16 protein-coding genes are annotated in these 18,517 nt (G+C 59.0%); 5 read left to right on the forward strand and 11 right to left on the reverse strand.

Annotated elements, in window-relative coordinates:
- Positions 1 to 32: 32 nt before the first annotated feature.
- Positions 33 to 923 (forward strand): LysR family transcriptional regulator, encoded by an 891-nt coding sequence (locus ACLEJQ_RS03025; RefSeq protein ID WP_024777250.1) that lies wholly within the window; start codon positions 33 to 35, stop codon positions 921 to 923.
- A gap of 188 nt (positions 924 to 1,111) precedes the next feature.
- Here ACLEJQ_RS03025 and ACLEJQ_RS03030 read toward each other — a convergent pair whose 3' ends face one another.
- The 4 genes from ACLEJQ_RS03030 to cynR all read right to left on the reverse strand — a co-directional run bounded on the left by ACLEJQ_RS03030 (position 1,112) and on the right by cynR (position 4,880).
- Positions 1,112 to 1,654: an adenylate kinase gene (locus ACLEJQ_RS03030; RefSeq protein WP_440792127.1), complete on the reverse strand. Its 543-nt coding sequence runs from the start codon at positions 1,652 to 1,654 to the stop codon at positions 1,112 to 1,114.
- 214 nt (positions 1,655 to 1,868) lie between these two features.
- Positions 1,869 to 3,101 carry an NADH:flavin oxidoreductase/NADH oxidase family protein gene (locus tag ACLEJQ_RS03035; protein WP_440792045.1) on the reverse strand — a complete coding sequence of 411 codons (1,233 nt, stop codon included), beginning with the start codon at positions 3,099 to 3,101 and terminating at the stop codon, positions 1,869 to 1,871.
- 126 nt (positions 3,102 to 3,227) lie between these two features.
- The gene (locus ACLEJQ_RS03040) at positions 3,228 to 3,716 is read right to left on the reverse strand and encodes a MerR family transcriptional regulator (protein ID WP_440792047.1); all 489 of its coding nucleotides are present in this window, start codon (positions 3,714 to 3,716) and stop codon (positions 3,228 to 3,230) included.
- 276 nt (positions 3,717 to 3,992) lie between these two features.
- On the reverse strand, positions 3,993 to 4,880 hold the full coding sequence (gene cynR, locus ACLEJQ_RS03045; protein ID WP_440792049.1) for a transcriptional regulator CynR: 888 nt from the start codon (positions 4,878 to 4,880) through the stop codon (positions 3,993 to 3,995).
- Between the two features lie 108 nt (positions 4,881 to 4,988).
- Here cynR and ACLEJQ_RS03050 point away from each other — a divergent pair, with 108 nt between their 5' ends.
- The 3 genes from ACLEJQ_RS03050 (at position 4,989) to ACLEJQ_RS03060 (ending at position 6,526) form a co-directional block, all read left to right on the forward strand.
- Positions 4,989 to 5,648 (forward strand): carbonic anhydrase, encoded by a 660-nt coding sequence (locus ACLEJQ_RS03050; protein WP_440792051.1) that lies wholly within the window; start codon positions 4,989 to 4,991, stop codon positions 5,646 to 5,648.
- A gap of 40 nt (positions 5,649 to 5,688) precedes the next feature.
- The gene (gene cynS / locus ACLEJQ_RS03055; protein ID WP_440792052.1) at positions 5,689 to 6,159 is read left to right on the forward strand and encodes a cyanase; all 471 of its coding nucleotides are present in this window, start codon (positions 5,689 to 5,691) and stop codon (positions 6,157 to 6,159) included.
- A gap of 112 nt (positions 6,160 to 6,271) precedes the next feature.
- Entirely contained in the window at positions 6,272 to 6,526 is a 255-nt protein-coding gene (locus tag ACLEJQ_RS03060; RefSeq protein WP_440792054.1) for a DUF2790 domain-containing protein, read from the forward strand.
- Between the two features lie 706 nt (positions 6,527 to 7,232).
- On the opposite strand, the gene ACLEJQ_RS03065 is transcribed toward ACLEJQ_RS03060, so the two are convergent.
- Positions 7,233 to 7,709 (reverse strand): nuclear transport factor 2 family protein, encoded by a 477-nt coding sequence (locus ACLEJQ_RS03065; protein ID WP_024777265.1) that lies wholly within the window; start codon positions 7,707 to 7,709, stop codon positions 7,233 to 7,235.
- Between the two features lie 636 nt (positions 7,710 to 8,345).
- Between ACLEJQ_RS03065 and ACLEJQ_RS03070 the strand changes: the two genes are divergently transcribed.
- Positions 8,346 to 10,289, forward strand: a complete 1,944-nt coding sequence (locus ACLEJQ_RS03070) for a sigma-54-dependent Fis family transcriptional regulator (protein WP_440792056.1) — start codon at positions 8,346 to 8,348, stop codon at positions 10,287 to 10,289.
- A 75-nt stretch (positions 10,290 to 10,364) separates the two neighbouring features.
- Here ACLEJQ_RS03070 and aldA read toward each other — a convergent pair whose 3' ends face one another.
- The 6 genes from aldA to ACLEJQ_RS03100 all read right to left on the reverse strand — a co-directional run bounded on the left by aldA (position 10,365) and on the right by ACLEJQ_RS03100 (position 18,414).
- Complete coding sequence (gene aldA / locus ACLEJQ_RS03075) at positions 10,365 to 11,801, reverse strand: aldehyde dehydrogenase (protein ID WP_440792058.1); 1,437 nt, start codon at positions 11,799 to 11,801, stop codon at positions 10,365 to 10,367.
- A gap of 66 nt (positions 11,802 to 11,867) precedes the next feature.
- A complete protein-coding gene (locus tag ACLEJQ_RS03080; RefSeq protein ID WP_440792060.1) occupies positions 11,868 to 14,045 on the reverse strand; it encodes a PQQ-dependent dehydrogenase, methanol/ethanol family in 2,178 nt (725 codons plus the stop codon).
- Positions 14,046 to 14,841: 796 nt separating this feature from the next.
- Positions 14,842 to 16,407, reverse strand: a complete 1,566-nt coding sequence (locus tag ACLEJQ_RS03085) for an ArnT family glycosyltransferase (RefSeq protein WP_440792062.1) — start codon at positions 16,405 to 16,407, stop codon at positions 14,842 to 14,844.
- Entirely contained in the window at positions 16,370 to 16,663 is a 294-nt protein-coding gene (locus ACLEJQ_RS03090) for a lipid-A-disaccharide synthase N-terminal domain-containing protein (RefSeq protein ID WP_440792063.1), read from the reverse strand. Before ACLEJQ_RS03090 ends, ACLEJQ_RS03085 begins: the two co-directional genes overlap by 38 nt.
- A 1-nt stretch (position 16,664) precedes the next feature.
- The gene (locus ACLEJQ_RS03095) at positions 16,665 to 17,408 is read right to left on the reverse strand and encodes a glycosyltransferase family 2 protein (protein ID WP_440792065.1); all 744 of its coding nucleotides are present in this window, start codon (positions 17,406 to 17,408) and stop codon (positions 16,665 to 16,667) included.
- A 34-nt stretch (positions 17,409 to 17,442) separates the two neighbouring features.
- Entirely contained in the window at positions 17,443 to 18,414 is a 972-nt protein-coding gene (locus ACLEJQ_RS03100; protein WP_440792067.1) for an NAD-dependent epimerase, read from the reverse strand.
- Between the last annotated feature and the right edge of the window lie 103 nt (positions 18,415 to 18,517).

The raw sequence follows: 18,517 nt of genomic DNA on the forward strand, positions 1-18,517 counted from the left end.
ACGATGTATCGCATTGCTTATGGGGATCCGGCATGGAATATGAGCTTCAGGACATACGATCTTTCGTCAAAATCGCCGAACTTGGCAGTTTCCATGAGGCTGCCGATGCGCTCCACCTGTCTCAGCCGGCGCTAAGCCGACGCATGAAGAAGCTGGAGGAAGGTCTGGGGACTGCCTTGCTCGATCGCACGACGCGCAAGGTCAGCCTGACCAGCGTCGGACGCGACTTTCTGCCCAAGGCACGACGCCTGCTGGACGACTTCGATGATTCGATCCTCAACATTCGCGAGCTGGCGGAACGGCAGATCGGCCGGGTGACCCTGGCGTGCATCCCCACCGCAGCGTTCTATTTCCTGCCGTCGGTAATCCGCTTGTACAACGAGCGCTATCCGAAAATCCGCATCCGCCTGCTCGACCTCAGCGCCAACGAAGGACTTGAGGCGGTGCTGCGCGGCGAAGCCGACTTTGGCATCAACATGATGAGCGGCCAGCACCCGGACATCGAATTCGTGCCCCTGGTCAACGAACCCTTTGTCCTGGCTTGCCGCCGCGATCACGAATTGGCTGGGCGCAGCGCCGTCACCTGGTCGGAACTCAGCGACTATCGCCTGATCGGGGTGGGTCGCCTGAGTGGCAATCGCATGCTGCTCGATCATGCTTTGTCGGGCCTGAGCTGGCGTCCGCAATGGTTTTACGAGGTCCAGCACCTGTCTACGTCACTGGGACTGGTGGAGGCAGGCCTCGGGGTATCGGCAATGCCCAGCTTGGCGATGCCCGCCGGGGACCATCCGACGCTGGTCAGCGTGCCGCTGATCGAACCGGTGGTCAACCGATCGCTGGGACTGGTCTATCGACGAGGCGCGTCCCTGTCACCCGCCGCCGAGAAGTTTGTCTCGATCCTGCTTGAGCAGTGGCCGCAGTAGGACCGTTCGCGGAAGGTACAACTGGGCCGACACGTAAGCCGTAACACGCGAAACGGCACGCTACGAAATTAAGTAATGATGAACGGCTGCTTTCGGCCAGAAGCAGACATTCACCAGGGGCAGTTATCGACCCGAAGCGGACATTACTATAGCGCGTTGAGAGTCGGCCTTAGTCGTTCGGTTTCTAGCTATTGGGCTTCTTGCGATAAAGCATGAATGACATCCGCAGCCATCTTTTCAGCACTGTTCATCCCGTCAATCCGTAAGACCGGAGGGGCCTGCTCTGATAGCCATGCCTCGTGCCACGCTCGGTTGTTTCCTGAAAAGTGCGGATCGTCATACCGCGAAGCCCATTCTCGAAAGGCCACATGTATCTCATGCATGTCGCCACCCGGTGCTATCCGATCTCCAAAGCGCTCCTTTTCACGTTCGGCCAGCCGTTCAAGGCGAACGGGCGTTGGTGTTACAACGAACACAATCAGATCGACATGGGTAATCAGCGCTTCTCCCCAGCCCATACAAGAACCGGTCAGCACCCAATCGTAGTCACCGAACTTTTGCTGGATCAATGACACGCGCTCACTGGGAGGTCGCTTGGTCGTAAAAGGAGGGTTCGTGGGCATCCAGAAATAATCATCGACATCGACCTGTCGTACACCGAGCAGAGTTGCGATGTTTTGACCCAAAGTAGTCACGCCCGCACACGAAGCACCTGTAACGTAAATCCGCAATTTTTCCTCCATGAATACCAGTCGGTTTCGAGGCCGGCAAGATATCCCATATCCGGTTGGGACTCACTTTTTCTGGACTGCAAAGACCGCTTGTGGCCGATAGCTGCCGTTGGTGAAAGGCAGTTATCGGCCAGAAGCGGACATTCCGCCAACGGTAGAAAGTTGAAAAAAGTGGGTTACCCTCCATCGCTCTCCGAGTTGAACAGGTACCGACTCACATCGAACCCTTCTCTACCCAACGCCGGTATTGTCGCGTGCGAAACGCCATGGCGATCTGCTGCACAATCAGCGCACGCAATGGCGAGACACGTGGATCAGGCTGTTTCGCCCGACTGAGCTTACCCAACTGATACTTCACCACCGCCATGTTCGCCAAGGCGGCGATGGCCTTGTTCTTCCAAGTGATCGGCGGCAATTGCGGGGCATTGTCCTTGCCCAGCAGCCAGTCACGCGGCAGGTATGGATCGATGGCCAATGCCGTGCCGATACCGACCATGTCCACACCGCTCTGCACGACACCTTCAGCCACCGGGCGACGACGAATACCGCCGGTGACCATCACCGGCATCTTCGCGACGGTCCGGATGTCTCGGGCGAACTCGACAAAATAAGCTTCGCGGGCCAAGGTGCGACCATCGCGCGCCTCCCCTTGCATGGCGGGCACTTCGTAACTGCCGCCGGACAATTCCACCAGGTCCACATCCAGCTCGTTGAGCAGTTCAACGACCTTTTTCGCGTCATCGGCGGTGAATCCTCCGCGCTGGAAATCGGCGGAATTGAGTTTGACCGCCACCGTAAATCGCGCAGAAACCACCGCCCTGACTGCCTTGACGATTTCGAGCAACAGGCGCGCACGGTTTTCCAGGGAGCCGCCCCACTCGTCCGTTCGTTGATTGGTCAAGGGCGAAAGGAACTGGCTCAACAGATAGCCATGGGCAGCGTGGATTTCCACGCCGGTAAACCCGGCTTGTTCGCCCAAGCGTGCGGTGTTCGCAAAGCGCTGGATAACGTCCTCGATCACGCTGGCAGTCATGGCATGGGGCGTGGCGAAGCGCTTCGAGAGTTTGCCCAGATCCAGCGCCACGGCTGAGGGAGCCCAGGTCTTCTGCCCAAGATTGGACTGCATCTGCCGACCCGGGTGATTGATCTGCAACCAGAACTGCGCGCCGCCGGATCGGCCAATCCGCGCCCAGCGCTGGAACTTGTCCAGTTGCCGATCATCCTGCAAGACCACACCCCCCGGCCCCGTCATCGCACGGCCGTCGACCATCACGTTACCGGTAATGATCAACCCTGCACCGCCGTCAGCCCACGCTTGATAGAGACGCATCAGTGCGTCGGAGGGCGCCTGCTCGGCATCCGCCATGTTCTCTTCCATGGCGGCCTTGGCGATTCGGTTCTTGATGGTCGAACCGTTGGGAAGCGTCAGGGTGTCGAATAGATTCATGGAGCGGTCCTCAGCTGGAAATGAGGCCACCTTAAGATTGAAGTCAGCTTGAAGGTCAATAGCTTTTTCGACGCACTAGACGCTGGACGGCAGCTCGCCGAACGGCGGTGAACACTGAAAAAACGGTTATGCCCGTCGGGCCCCGGAAGCCCGACGGGCAGCTTCTTTCCCGCCCCCCCCTACCGCACGCTTGCCTGACGTTGCAACCATGCCTTCCTTGCGCAGACGATTGATCAGCATTTGCGCGTTGTCTGCACAGGCCATGCCCTCGGGCTTACCCTCGATGCCCTTGATGACCGACAGAAGTTGCTCCTTGTTCCGCGCCAACCTTTGCTGCAAGGCTTCAATTTCCCCGACCTTTTGCTTGAGTCCACTGAGTAAGTCATCCTGATGCCAGCCGCTGTCGTCCATCGGCATCAATTGGCGTATTTCTTCCAACGAGAAACCTGCCGCCTGCGCGCCGGTGATGATTTCCAGCATCCATGCGGTGTCGGGGGCATAATCGCGATAACCGTTGGCTTTGCGCTCAACCGGTTTGATCAGGCCGCTCGCCTCGTAGAAGCGGATGCGTGACGGCGCCAAACCGCTGATTTTTGCCAGCTCACCAATTCTCATATCCCCTCCCAGAGAGTCTGTTGACCTTGACGTTGAATTTTGCAGGTTTATCGCTGGATCAAACAGGCCTCCAGCCCGACTGGCTCGGATAGAACGCCAGCTGATTATCATGCTGACCGATGCATGCGAAGCAGCAAAGGGGGAAAATCCAAGGCTTCACTTGGTTCACCCACACCGCTGACGCGAACACGTTGGCTAAACGCTGAAGGTGACCTGAGTGTTCGAAACCCTCGCTGACGTACAGGTGGCACAAGTTGAGACCGACGGGCGCAGGTATTACACGTTTAGTTCAAGGGATACTTCTTTAGCCACCTCGATGAAAACTCGCATCGCTGCGCTCTGAAAGGCATCTTTGCGCCGCATCAGGACGGCGGTGCGCTGCAAACGCTCGGGTTCCAGTGCGATGGCTACCAGATCATCATGGGCCAACGCGACTTTGGCCGGCAATAAAGTCGATAGATTGGTCCTACGAACAATTTCGATCACCGCACCGAGGGCATTGGCCTCCATCCGCACCTGAGGACGAATCGCGTGTTTGCGGCAGTAGCGGTCGATCTGTTCGCGGGTGGCAAACTCCGGGCTGAGCAGAATCAGGGATTCGGCATTCAGACCCTGCAATCCAATGGACCGCTCCTCGGCCAAGTGGTGTCTGCGACTCACCACTAAAGCGAGGGTTTCGTTCAGCAACGGGATGGCCTCAATATTCGGTGTGCTTATTTCATCGAACGCGATCCCCGCGTCCAATTCTCCTGCCAAAAGCAGCTCCTCAATGCGCTCTTGGGAAATCTCCTTCAGGTTGAGCGTGATCTTGGGATACCGAGAGTGAAATGCTTCGATCACCGGCCCTACCAGATAAGTCGTGAACGTTGGCGTCACGGCCAGGCGCAATGAGCCGCGGGTGAGGTCGCTCACATCGTGGATGGCGCTTCTAGCATCTCGCAATTGCTGATAAGCACGGCGTGCATACAAAAGATAGACGTCTCCCGCGTCAGTCAAACGAGTTGTGCGCCCTGAACGGTCGAACAGCTGGGCTCCAAGACTTTCTTCCAACTGTTTCACCTGCTGCGAAAGGGCTGGCTGAGACACGTGCAGCGCCGCTGCGGCCTTCGTGAAGCTGAGATGTTCCGCAACCGCGAGGAAGTACTGGATGTGGCGAGCAAGCATGATTTAACCCATAAGATAATCTGATCAATAGCATAATAAATCAGACTTTTACCTTATGTAATGCGTTGCTTAATCTTTGTCTCACACCCAGACATCGAGACAGCAACCATGAAAGCGATCATCGACGGTTTTCTGAAATTCCAGAAAGACGCCTTCCCTGAGCGGATCAAACTGTTCAAGAACCTGGCTAATCAGCAGAGCCCAAGGGCGTTGTTCATCTCTTGCTCAGATAGCCGATTGGTGCCTGAACTGGTCACCCAGCGCGAGCCAGGGGATCTGTTTGTAATCCGCAACGCCGGCAACATCGTGCCGTCGTATGGCCCGGAACCCGGGGGCGTTTCGGCCTCTGTTGAATACGCAGTCGCCGCACTCCAGGTCGCAGACATCGTCATCTGCGGTCACTCCGACTGCGGCGCGATGACCGCCATAGCAACGTGCAAGTGCCTGGATCACATGCCTGCCGTTGCCGGATGGCTCCGTTACGCCGACTCGGCCAAGGTCGTCAACGAAGCCCGCAAACACCCGGATCTGCCGAGCAAAGTTACGTCCATGGTGCGCGAAAACGTCATCGCGCAACTGGCCAATCTCCAGACACACCCATCCGTTCGCCTGGCTCTCGAAGAAGGCCGCGTCACCCTGCACGGTTGGATTTATGACATCGAGAGCGGGCGTATCGACGCCTTCGATGGCAGTACCGGGACCTTCGTGTCCCTCGCAGAGAACCCCGAAGTCCACGCCGTTTCCCAGCAAGCCAGGCACGTTGCCTGAAACCTGTACCTGCAACCCTTACCAACCCAGGAGATTCGCCATGATCCAGACTCAAGCCACCCGCACCGCTCGCCAGGAACTGACCGAAACCATCATCTTGACCAAGGCTCGCAAGGACCTGTCCTTCGCCGAGATCGTTGATGGCACCGGCCTGTCCGAAGCCTTCGTCACTGCTGCCCTGCTCGGCCAGCATCCACTGCCTTCCAGCGCCGCCCAGGTCGTGGGTAAGAAACTCGACCTTGATGCTGATCAAGTCGCTTTGCTGCAATCGATGCCAGTTCGCGGCAGTTTTTTTGACGGCGTACCGTCCGACCCGACCATCTACCGTTTCTACGAGATGATGTCGGTATACGGCACCACCCTCAAAGCTCTGGTTCACGAGAAGTTCGGCGACGGCATCATCAGTGCCATCAACTTCAAGCTGGACATCAAGAAAGTCGAAGATCCGGAGGGTGGCCATCGCGCTGTGATCACCCTGGACGGCAAGTATCTGCCTACCAAGCCTTTCTGATTTAAGTCAGCCCGGCGTCTGGCGGCGACCGGGCTACACCCCAACCCTTTATTACGACTGAGCACCGCTTAAGTGCTTTGGCCTTCTCACGCCCTCATTACAGGTGATCACTATGAAACTGTTACTCGTTTTATTCCTAGGCAGCCTTGGCGCTGTCGCTATGGCTGATGAGCTGGATACACAGACTGCGCACATTACGGTCGAGCCCTATCGTTACTCTCAACACCTGGACATCGCCCACGTTGTGTCGATTACTCAGATACCAGATGTCTGCGATGTAGTGCCGGTGCAGATGACTTACGACGACTCCAAGGGCGACCGGCACACCATGGAATACCACGTCATAGGTACCGGCTGTACCAATTGACTCCTCTCCCGTCCGCACATCTGGCGCTCGATCGCTCTGCGCCAGGGACGGGGGCTCAAACACCCGCCGTCCCCTGACCCTTTTTGAAAAATCACCCTTCTCTATTTGCGCCCCTACAGCGCGCTTCCCGCCACTACTGCGGCACTAATTGCACGGAAGTGCATTTACTCAGGCCGTATCCAAAACCAGGAATTGCCAGCGGCTGACTGCCAAAAATCTTCATCGCGAGTTCCCGCCTGCGACACGGAGCAACGAGAGCACATCATCCAACGTTGCACTTCTGTCACTCTCACCTTGGCTTAAACGCAAAGTCAGAAGCCAGACCCTTACCTTGAATCCTCTATTCAGGCCACCGTGCCCTGCTGTCATGCCTGCTTGAGTCGGCAGCCCTCAGACCCTTCATGAATCCTTTGCAGCCTCATGCGTGGATCTGGTGAAGCAAATATCAAATATTGTCAGAGAACTTCAGTAATAGACTCATGGCTGGAAAAGCTGTGACCGCCAGACCTTTCGCGAAGCAGACAGTGAGGATCGTTGGCAGGTGGAAGAGCCGGATAAGACCGGCCAAGAGTTGGAGGATAAAACTTTGGAGGGATTGCGTGCGGTTACGGGTCAGGAGGACTTTTGATAAAGGAACTATTTATAGCGCCAGGCTCAAAAAAAAGACCTGAGCCTTTCAACGAAAGGCTCAGGTCGGTAGAGATATTTACAGACCGAGGTCAGACAGGCTTGGATGATCATCCGGGCGACGTCCCAGCGGCCAATGGAACTTGCGTTCGCTCTCCTTGATGGGCATGTCGTTCACGCAGGCGAAGCGACGGTGCATCAGGCCATCCGCTTCGAATTCCCAGTTTTCGTTACCGTAAGAGCGGAACCAGTTACCTGAATCATCATGCCACTCGTATGCGTAACGAACAGCGATGCGGTTGTCGGTAAAGGCCCAGAGCTCTTTGATCAGGCGATAATCAAGCTCTTTTTTCCATTTGCGAGTCAGGAAACCTTTGGCTTCTTCGCGATTGGTAGCAAATTCCGCTCGGTTACGCCATTTGGTGTCCAGCGTATAGGCAAGCGATACTTTTTCGGGATCGCGGCTGTTCCAGCCATCTTCAGCGAGTCGGACTTTCTCGATCGCCGTTTCACGAGTGAAAGGAGGAAGTGGCGGACGAGTTTGTGCATTGGACATGGTGATGCCTCCAGGACTATTGGATGTGACGGTTAATTTAACGCTTTCGGAACCCAGCAAACCAGTACGACTTTCTTTTAGCAATCAGCTGGCAATTGCGCGACTTATTTTGCGTCGCACTATAGTTACCCATCGCGCGCGCCATGATTATTGTGCTTTTGATTAGTATCAGCAGTGAATTACCAAGACAACTGGACATTCCCGCTCGATCCATGGAGCCAATGTAGAACGATCGTTCTCCTCGGTCAAGCCTCGCTTGGAATTTTTTTGATCGACTCAGGCGGTCAGTTCTATCACGCGGGGTACCGACTTCTTGGGGCAACGGCAAGCTCAGCGCTATCAGGGTACTTATAAAGGAGCTTTGTCCAGCCCCTAACCGGCGGAGAACGGAAGGATCGGATGGACACGCAAAGCAGCTCAAACGAGAACGAGCGGCTACAGTTATCAATCGACAATGATCTTGAAAATCGATGCGCGCCCTATCGTGCTCTGCTGAGCACAAGATTGAGACTTGTTGTGTCAAGGCTGAAAAATCCTGCACCAACGACTATGGTAGACAGTTGCAGATGCGCCCTGCGCCCAACAACAAGTCGCAGCGATGGCACTTGCGGACTTCACGCCTGATTGGAGCATTTCATGACCTCGCATAGCATGCAGGCAACTCCCAGCGAACTCGCAGCGTTCGTCAACGATCACTTTTCCGGGCGCGGGATCAGGCCGGACGGGGTGATTGCTCAGTCCTGGTATCGTAGCGTCGTTGAGCACCGGCTCGATCCTGGCGCGGCCAGCCGCAAGAACATCCTCAGCGCCCCGGACATTCGGCGCCATCAGCAACAACATCAGCAATACCTTTCTATCGCTAGTCAGGGCGTCAGTGGCCTGGCGCGGCGCGTGGTGCCGGCTGGCTTCGCTGTCCTGTTGAGCGACGAATACGGCATTACCCTGGATGCCCAATTGCCTAGCCGGCACGAAGCGTACACCCAGTCAGGTCTGGTGGTAGGCGCGAGATGGGATGAGTCGGTGGTGGGCACCAACGGCATCGGCACCACGCTTGCGGCAACGCAGCCACTGATCATCCATCGTGACGAGCATTTCCTGGCCGTCAACTCCCGCCTGAGCTGCTCGGTAGCGCCCATCTTTGATGCCCAAGGCCTGTTGCGCGGTTGCCTGAATGCGACCTGCATGAACAGCGACGGTCCTCGGGAAAGCCAATACCTCACTCTGCAACTGGTAATCATGTACGCGCGCATGATCGAGAATGCACATTTTCGCCAGAGCTACCGCGACCGTTTGACCCTGTCTCTCGTACCCATCGATGAAATTGCCGACCTGGGCAACGAACAATTGCTCGCCCTGGATGAAAGCGGGCGCGTCATCGGGGCCAACCGGGCCGCGTTTGTCGCCCTGGACGTGGCCGACGAGCCAACGTTGATCGGCGTCGCCATCGAACGCCTGCTTTCGACCACAGTGGACGAACTGCTCCAGCTCACCGACGGTGGCGCTCGGGGCGTGCGGCTGCGCAGCCCTCGGCACGAATCTGTGCTGGATGTCGGCCTGCGCATTCCTTCTGAACGGCACCGCCCGTTCCCCGTCGCCCGTCCCGCGCTTCAAGCTCATCCGGATTTGCACCAACTCGCCGGCCTGGATGCCCGGCTGCAGCAAAACACCCAGCGTGTGCGCAAGGTGATCGACAAGGGTATCCCGATCCTGATCACCGGTGAGACCGGCACCGGCAAGGAGGCGTTTGCCCGTGCGATCCACCATGCAAGCCAACGCCGCGCAGGGCCTTTCGTGGCGCTGAACTGCGCGGCGATCCCGGAGACGTTGATCGAGAGCGAACTGTTCGGCTATCGCGCCGGCAGCTTCACGGGAGCCAACCGAAAAGGCATGAAAGGCAAACTGGAACAGGCGAACGGCGGGACGTTGTTTCTCGATGAGATCGGCGACATGCCCGCCCACCTGCAAACCCGCTTGCTGCGAGTGCTGGCGGAGCGAGAAATTTCGCCGCTGGGGGCCGAGGCGCCGGTGACACTGGATGTTCAAGTGATCTCGGCCACTCACCAGGATCTGCATAGCATGATCCGCGACAAGCACTTTCGCGAAGACTTGTTCTACCGCCTGGCCGGCATGAACCTGACGTTGCCGGCCTTACGCGAGCGCACTGATCGAGCCGAGCTGATCGACGCGCTGCTCGCGGCGCAGCCCGGCGCCGCAGGGTTACGGCTTGACGCCGATGCCCGCCGATGCCTGCTTGACTACCCTTGGCCCGGCAACATTCGTCAATTGCTCAATAGCCTGCGTTACGCGGTGGCGCTGGCCGAAGATGGCGTGATTGGTATGGGTTGCTTGCCCAACGAATTGCTGGCACCGCAAAGGGCATCACGGTCGATCTGCGTCACGGCGCAGACCGGCCATCTGGAAGCACACCTGGACGGTGAGGAGTCCCGCCGCCTGCTGGACACGCTGCGCCGCCACCGCTGGAACATCAGCGCCGCCGCGACGGACCTGGGTATCTCGCGCTCGACGTTGTACCGCAAGATGAAAAAACACGGTGTCGTCGCGCCCAACCACCAGTCCTGATAGCGGGGCGCACGGCAAATGAAAATGCCGGTACCCATCGTGGGCACCGGCATTTTTCAAGGCTCAGGCTTTGAATCAGATTTGAATGTAAACCACGTGGGTATGAGTGTATTCATACAAGCCGTGCTTGCCGTCCGCGCCGCCAATGCCGGATTTGCGCGCCCCCGCATGGAAGCCCTGCATCGCTTCAAAGTTCTCCCGATTGATGTAGGTTTCGCCGAAATCCAGTTCATTACTGGCGCGCATGGCCGCGCTCAGGCTGCGGGTATACACCGAAGAGGTCAGGCCGTACTCGCTGTCATTGGCCAGGACGATGGCTTCGTCAAGGTCGTCCACAATCTGGATCGGCAGCACCGGGCCGAAGATTTCCTGGCGCATGATCGCCATGTCGCTGCCGCAACCGGCCAATACAGTCGGCTGGTAGTGAAAGCCTGCGCCCTTGTCCGCTACCGCCCCGCCCGTGACCACTTCAGCACCCTGCCCTGTGGCGGTCCTGACCATCTGCGCGACTTTGTCCAACGCGGCCTGGTTGATCAGCGGCCCCATTTCCAGGTCATCTTCGGCCAGCGGGTCGCCGTACCGGGTCGCGGCCATCGACGCAGCAATCTGCTCGATGAACTGATCGGCGACCTTGCGTTCGACGTACACCCGTTCGGCGCAATTGCATACTTGCCCGGTGTTGATCACCCGTGATGCAGTAACAGCCTTGACCGCCAGTTCAAGGTCGGCGTCTGCGAGTACGATCGCCGGCGCCTTGCCGCCCAGCTCCAGGTTCAGTTTGGTGATGTTCGGCGCTGCCGCGGCCATGATTCGCGAGCCGGTACCGACGCTGCCGGTGAAGCTGATCAAATCCACGCCTGCATGACTCGTCAACTGGTGCCCTACCGTCGCCCCCGTGCCGCTGACCACGTTGAACACCCCGGCTGGGAGGTCTGTCTCGGCCACCAGGCGAGCGAATTCAAAGCAGTTGATGGGGGTCTCTTCGCTGGGCTTGATCACAATGGTGTTACCGGTCACCAGCGCGGGCGCCATCTTGCGGGCGATCAGGAAGAACGGGAAATTCCACGGCAAAATGCCCGCCACTACGCCCAAGGGCTTGCGTAGCAGGAAGATGTTTTCGCCGGCACGGTCGCTGGTCAGCACCTCCCCTTCAAGACGCCGTGCCCACTCGGCCATGTAATCCAGGTAATCCGCAGTGAAGTTGACCTCCACCCGCGCCAGTCCCAGCACTTTGCCTTGTTCGGCGGTGATGACGTGGGCGAGTCGCTCGGCGTTGTCGCGCACTTTGCTGGCGATCTTGCGCAGGTAACCTGCGCGTTCGATGGCCGGACGGGCCGCCCAGCTTTTCTGCGCCTTGCGCGCCGCGACAATGGCCTCTTCCACCTGTTCGCCGCTGGCTTCGGGCACGCGGGCCAGCAGTTGATTGTTGGCCGGGTTGCGCACTTCGATGCTCGGCTCGCTGGGAACGAAGGCGTTGGCGATGAAGTTCTGGTAATGAATGATTTCGGTCATGTGTTTGCTCTCGCGGACAGTGTCGAAAACGATGCAGTGGCGCCTCTGCTCCTTGCATCGCGGCGTTCATTTGGCGCTGAAGGTTTTCCAGACGCCGCCTTCCTGCTGCAGGTCATGGGCGCGCTTGATCAGGTATTGATGGATTTGCTCCACCTGATCCGGCGTAAAGGCATCGGCAAAGGACGGCATGCCGTCGGGCACCCGGCCGCCGTAGAGAATGCCGAGGAACATCTGGTGTTTTTCGGTCGTCAACTTACGCAGGTCCGGCAACACGCCACCGCTCACTGCATGGATGCCGTGGCACTGGGAGCAGTAGCCGTCATAGAGTTTGCCACCGGCCTCCACCGCGACGGCGTCACCGGTCAAAGGCGGCGGCTTGGGGGTCTCGGCAAGCGGTGCCGGTTCGTTGAGTTTCTCGGTGCCGCCCAGCTTGTAGGTCAGTACCTGAGAAAACGGACGAACCCCGGCGCGCAGGGACAACGCACCGGCAAAAGTCGAGAAGGCCCCGCCCCAGCCGGCCATGAACGTCACGTATTGTTCGCCGTCGACGCTGTAGGTAACCGGCGCGGCCATGACGCCGCTGGCCGCCGGTTGCTCCCAGAGCTTCTTGCCGGTATCAGCGGCATAGGCAATCACCCGGCCATCGGCACTGCCCTCGAACACCAGGTTGCCGGCAGTGCTCAAGGTGCCGCCATTGAAGATCGTCACATAGGGCACTTCCCAGGCCGGCTGCTGCTTGACCGGGTCCCAGGCGATAAGCTTGCCCGACCAACCCTTGGCCATTTCCAGCAGCCCATCAGCGTTCTCCGGCATCATCCCGGTGCGCAGACCCAGTTGATACATGCTCTTGAACGGGTTGCGCTTCGGCGCCTCGGGGATGTGCTCGTAGTAGGCGGACATGATGTGCGCCGGGATATACACCAGCCCCGTGTTCGGATTGAATGACATCGGCTGCCAGTCATGTGCGCCCCAGAACGCAGGCGTCACCAGTTTGCGCTTACCATCCTTCCAGTAGGCGGCGTTCTCGTCGTCCACGATAGGCCGGCCCGTCTTCATGTCCATGCCCTTGGTCCAGCTCTGCGGCACGATGCCCTTGGCCGATAACAGCTCCCCCGTGGCACGGTCGATCACATAGAAGAAACCGTTCTTCGGCGCCTGCATCAGCACCTTGCGCGGTTTCCCGTCGATCGGCAGTTCGGCCAGGATCATGTGCTGGGTCGCAGTGTAGTCCCAGGCATCTCCCGGCGTGGTCTGGTAATGCCAGACGTATTCGCCGGTGTCGGCGTTGACCGCGACGATCGAGGACAGGAACAGGTTGTCACCCTTGGCCTGGCTGCGCCATTTGGGGTCCCACAACGAACCGTTACCCACGCCGATGTACAACAGGTTCAGATCAGGATCGAAGGCAAAGGAGTCCCAGGCGGTACCACCGCCACCCTGCTCGACAAATGCGTCGCCGTGCCAAGTCTTGGCGGCGATGGCCATGGCCTTGTCTTCCGGCGGCAGCTTCGGATCGCCCGGTACGGTATAGAAGCGCCAGGCCTGCTTGCCGGTTTCTGCATCGTAGGCGGTGACATAGCCGCGCACGCCGAATTCCGCCCCGCCGTTGCCGATCACCACCTTGCCGTTGACCACACGAGGAGCGCCGGTGATGGTGTAGCTGCGCTTATGGTTGTCCCGGGTGTCCACCGACCAGGCACGCTGACCGGTCTTGGCGTCGATGGCTTCCAGCCGGCCGTCGAGCACACCCACATAGACTTTGCCTTTCCACACTGCGACGCCCCGGTTGACCGCATCACAGCAAGCTTCACCGGCGCGGTTGCGGTCGGACTGTGGGTCATACTTCCAGATCAGCCGGCCATTGCGTGCATCCAGGGCGTAGACCACCGAAAACGGCCCGGTGGTGTACATCACGCCGTCAACCACGATGGGCGTGGCTTCGACACCGCGGTCAAGATCGAGTTTATAGCTCCACGCCAGGCCGAGCTGGTTGACGTTCTGGTCGCTGATGCTGCTGAGCGGGCTGTAGCGTTGCTCATCGTAGGTACGACCGGTGCTCATCCAGTTACCGGGCTCCTGGTCGGCGGCAATAATCCGCTTGCCATCGACGTTGGCGGGCACGTCCTGCGCCCAGGCCGGCACGGTGCTCAAAGTCATGGCTAACGCGACGAACAGGCTCTTGAGCGGAGCGCCGAAAGGCGCGGTTCGGGGGGCGGGAGGCACGGCGAGACCAAACTGTGTCATGAGGGACTCCTGATTCTTATTAGTAGCGAAGCCATTGCGCTGCGCAGAGGGACAAGAGCAACCCCTGTGCCAGTCGTCGCCAAGGACCTGTAAGCCGCGCCATATAAGGCTTACAGGAAGAATCGATTACTGCATCAACCTGCGACAGGTGTCGCACCCATGGAGCATCTGTGCCGCGCATGGCACATCTGTTTCCCCGAGGCGTGCGCTCGCGACACTCGCGTGAGAAATATAAGCGCCAGGAGACCACTCCAGCCCCTGCGCTCTACGTCCATCAAAGCTCAACTGCGCAGCCAACGAGCAGCCAACTACCTCATGGCTCTCTCGGGAGCCTCGGTCACGCAAGAGGCGCTCTCCCCTGTCGCCAGCCACACTTCAGGCACGCTGAGCAAGCGAGCCAATTGCTTCATACGCGTTTCGGGGATGCCGCGAGCGAACCAATTCGCCAGGCACTGCGGGCTGATGCGAAGCAGCTCCGAGAAGCCTGCGTGAGATATGGCATATTCCTTCAGCGTGGCCTTCAAACGTTGCCCGCTGGCCCGTCGGGATCGTGAAGACAAATGCCTTCGCTGCTTTTCCGTAGGGTTATTCATCCTAATGCTCTGTCTCCTGAAACTACGATTGGGCGGACCCAATGTAGGTGACAAGAAGCAGGATGGGATAGAGCTTAAAACGCACGGTTTTGGAGAAAAGGAACAATCCCACGGCCGGCGACCGAAAGACCTACAGCCCTTGCCTAGGCCAATTGTCGCCGGCCCGAGTTCGCTGACGTGGGCCTCAAGAGCGCTACTGCAAGCTACGGCAACGGTTGTTTCCAGGCAAACGAATAAACCTTCTGCGGCGTCGAAGGCTGGCAGGCCAGGTTGTCGGCATCGGCCCCGACCAGGAACCATTCGGCCCGTGAGGTATGCCCGACACGGCGCGCCTTCTGCGGGTCATAACATCTCGCCATGTCCCTGCCCGGCACCAGGGCATAGGCCTGCGGATGGCTGCGCAGCCAGCGGGCCGATTGTTCCAGGGATTGGCGGTTGTAAAAGCCGAAATGGACCAGGGGCTGCCGGGCGAACAACCAATGCCCCTCCCGCCAGCCCACCAGCACCAGTTGCGAATGCGTCGTCAGCCGGGCCACTTCACCCATCAGCGTTTCGTGGGGGTTGGTGCCCTCCTTGTGCGGCTCGGCGAAACCACGGGCAAACCAGGCGCCCAACCACAGCACGGTCAGTATCGAGAATATCGCCCGGCCTCGCGCTCGCTGGCGGAACCAGCGGCGCAGCAACCAGGGCACCAGAGGCGCCACGGCCAGCACCAGGGCGGGTAATGCCGGGAAGATGTACAACTTGCGCTTGCCGCTGCTCAGGCTGAAAAACAGCAGCACCAATACCACCCAACCGAGCAGGACCAGTACGCGACCGTCGTGCTTGACCAGTTGTTTGCGCCAGGCCGGTACCAGCCACGGCAGCATGAACAGAATCGGCAACCAGTACTTGGGGATCACTTGGACGAAGAAATACCAGAAAGGCTCGCGGTGTTCCCAGGCATTGGCATAACGTCCGGCGGTCTGCTTGAACAGGATTTCCTGGATGTACGCCAGGCTGTCAGGACTGCCCTGCCCGACGATCACCAGCAACGGCCCGAGCCAGAGCGCGATGGCGAGCAGCGCCACCCCCAGCCCCGACCACCAGGCACCGCCCTTGCCCGGCATGGCCACCACGCCCGTCCAGCCTTTGCGCACGGCATAGGCGTAGGGAATCAGCATCAGCACCGGTAAGAAACCCACGCCCTTACTGATGACGCCCAACCCCATCGCACCACAGGCCAGGTAATACCAGCGCCAGTGCGGCCCCAGCAAAAGGTGTCGGCACAGGCCGTAGATTGCCAGGATGGTCCAGAGCGCGAGAAAGCCATCGATCTGTCCAGTCCGCAGGATGCTGTAGGTCTGGTAGGTCGCCAGGAACAACAGCGCCGCGATCATCCCGACGCGCCGGCCCCACAAGCGGCGCCCCAGGTCATACAGGCAACCAGTCGTCACTGCGCCGGCGATAAGGGCGGGCAAGTACAAGGCAATTTTTGGCAGCTGGGTCACTTGTACGAACAGCGCCACGGTCCACATGAACAGCGGTGGTTTGTCCGCATAGATTTCCCCGGCGCGATGGGGAATGAACCATGAGCCGTCTTGCAGCATTTCCAGGGCGACGCCAAGAAAACGCTCCTCATCGACATTCATCGGCTGCCGCCAGCCAAGACCGGCTCCCACCAGGGCCAGCGCCAACAGCACCAGCGCCAGCAGTTCCAGACGCGAGCTGGACAGTCGTATCCGCACCGAATCAGTCCTTGCTATCCAGTTCACCGCCCGCGCGCTCATGCTGCTTGGCGATCAATTGCAGGTTGCGCAGGTAGACGATGAACCCGAAGGATTGACCGAGAATGAACACCGGGTCTTGACGGTAGATGGCATAGGCCAACAGCAAAGCGCTGCCGACGATACTCAGGTACCAGAAGCCGACCGGGATCAAGCTGCGCTTCTTGTATTCGCTGTACAGCCATTGCAAGGCGAAACGTCCGGTAAAGGCCAACTGGCCGCCGAACCCAACTACCAGCCATAAGGATTCTCTGCCCATGTCAGACCTCGATTTCCTGTACGTTGACGTCCAGACGGGTGCGCTTGATCAACCACCACACCCCGAACAGATCGAGAATCCCAACCAGGGCCCGGTCGAGGTTGCCGTAGTTGGAAACCCCGGCGCCTCGCTCACGGTGATTCACCGGTTGCACCAGCATCCGCCCGTTGTGTCGACGGATCAACGCGGGGATAAAGCGATGCATATGGTCGAAGTACGGCAGACGCAGGAACGCTTCGCGCTCGATCAGCTTGATGCCGCAGCCGGTGTCAGGTGTCTGGTCTTTGAGTAGGCTGGACCGCAGTCTGTTGGCGAATCGCGAGGCCCAACGCTTGCTCGCCGTGTCCCGCCGGTTGACACGATGCCCCGCCACCAGCTTGACGCCGTCAGGCTGGCCTTCGGAACCGCGGACCAATTCCAGCATTTTCGGTAAGTCGGCCGGATCGTTCTGACCGTCGCCGTCGAGCGTCGCCAGCCAGTGCCCCCGCGCCACCTTGGCGGCGTGGTAAATGGAAGTGCTTTGCCCCAGTGATCGAGCATGACTGAGCACGCGCAATTGTCCATAACCGCTGTCTTGCAAGGCGCGCAGCTCAGCGGCGGTGGCGTCGGTGCTGCCATCATTGACCACGATGACTTCAAAGGCCTCGCCGGCTAGCGCGGCACGGACTTCTTCCAGTAAAGGGACGAGATTGCCGGCTTCGTTTTTTGCCGGAATCAGCACCGACACATAGAGGTTTTCGTGCATGAGGTTCCAATCAGGATCTGAACGATAAGGGAGGCTAGACGCCATAGTAGTTGCGGTACCAATCGACAAACGACTGCACGCCGACCGGCACCGAGACCTGCGGACGAAACCCCACCCGTTCTTCCAGCTCACGGGTGTCCGCCCAGGTATCGATCACGTCGCCCGATTGCAGCGGCAAGAAGTTTTTGACGGCGCGCCTGCCCAGTGCTTCTTCGAGGCATCCGACAAACTGCAGCAGCGTCACCGGCGCGCCGAAACCAATGTTGTAGAGCTTGTTTCGCACACCGCTTTCATCGGTGGGTGGCAGCGGTATCAAGCGCACCAGGCCTTCGACAATGTCATCGATGTAGGTGAAGTCACGAGACATCGCACCGTCGTTATAGACGTCGATGGCTCGACCATTGAGGATGGCCTCGGTGAATTTGAACGGGGCCATATCCGGCCGTCCCCAGGGACCATAGACGGTAAAGAAACGCAGGCCGGTCGTGGGGATGCCGTAGAGGTGCGAGTAAGCGTGGGCCATCAGCTCGTTGGCGCGCTTGGTAGCGGCGTAGAGTGACACCGGCTGGTCGACCGGATCGGTGGTGGCATAGGGCATGCGCTCATTCAACCCATACACCGAACTGCTCGAGGCGAAAATCAGGTGCGCCGACCGATGGGCGCGACACGCTTCCAACAGATTGAGGAAGCCCACCAGATTACTCCGCGCATAGATATCAGGGTTGTCGATCGAATAACGCACGCCGGCCTGGGCGGCCAGGTGAACGACCTGGTCGAAAGGGTTATCGGCGAACACATCCATCAGCGCCTGCTTGTCGGCCATGTCCAGCAGCTTGAATTGGAAGTTCGGGCAAGGCGTCAATTGCGCGAGACGAGCCTTTTTCAACTCGACGCTGTAGTAGCTGTTGAGGTTGTCGATGCCGATAACGTCATGGCCGTCGCTGCACAGGCGTTTGGCCGTATGGAACCCGATGAAGCCGGCAGCGCCGGTGACCAGGACTCTCATACGCTCCGTCCATCCGTATCATGCCCGATAGCGCCGGGGGACAAACCTTTGAAACAGAAACAGCCGCTGACCCAAACGACCCCATGCATAAATCACCCTGACC

The organism is Pseudomonas sp. SMV71 (genome assembly GCF_052042015.1).
In the GTDB taxonomy this organism is placed as follows: domain Bacteria; phylum Pseudomonadota; class Gammaproteobacteria; order Pseudomonadales; family Pseudomonadaceae; genus Aquipseudomonas.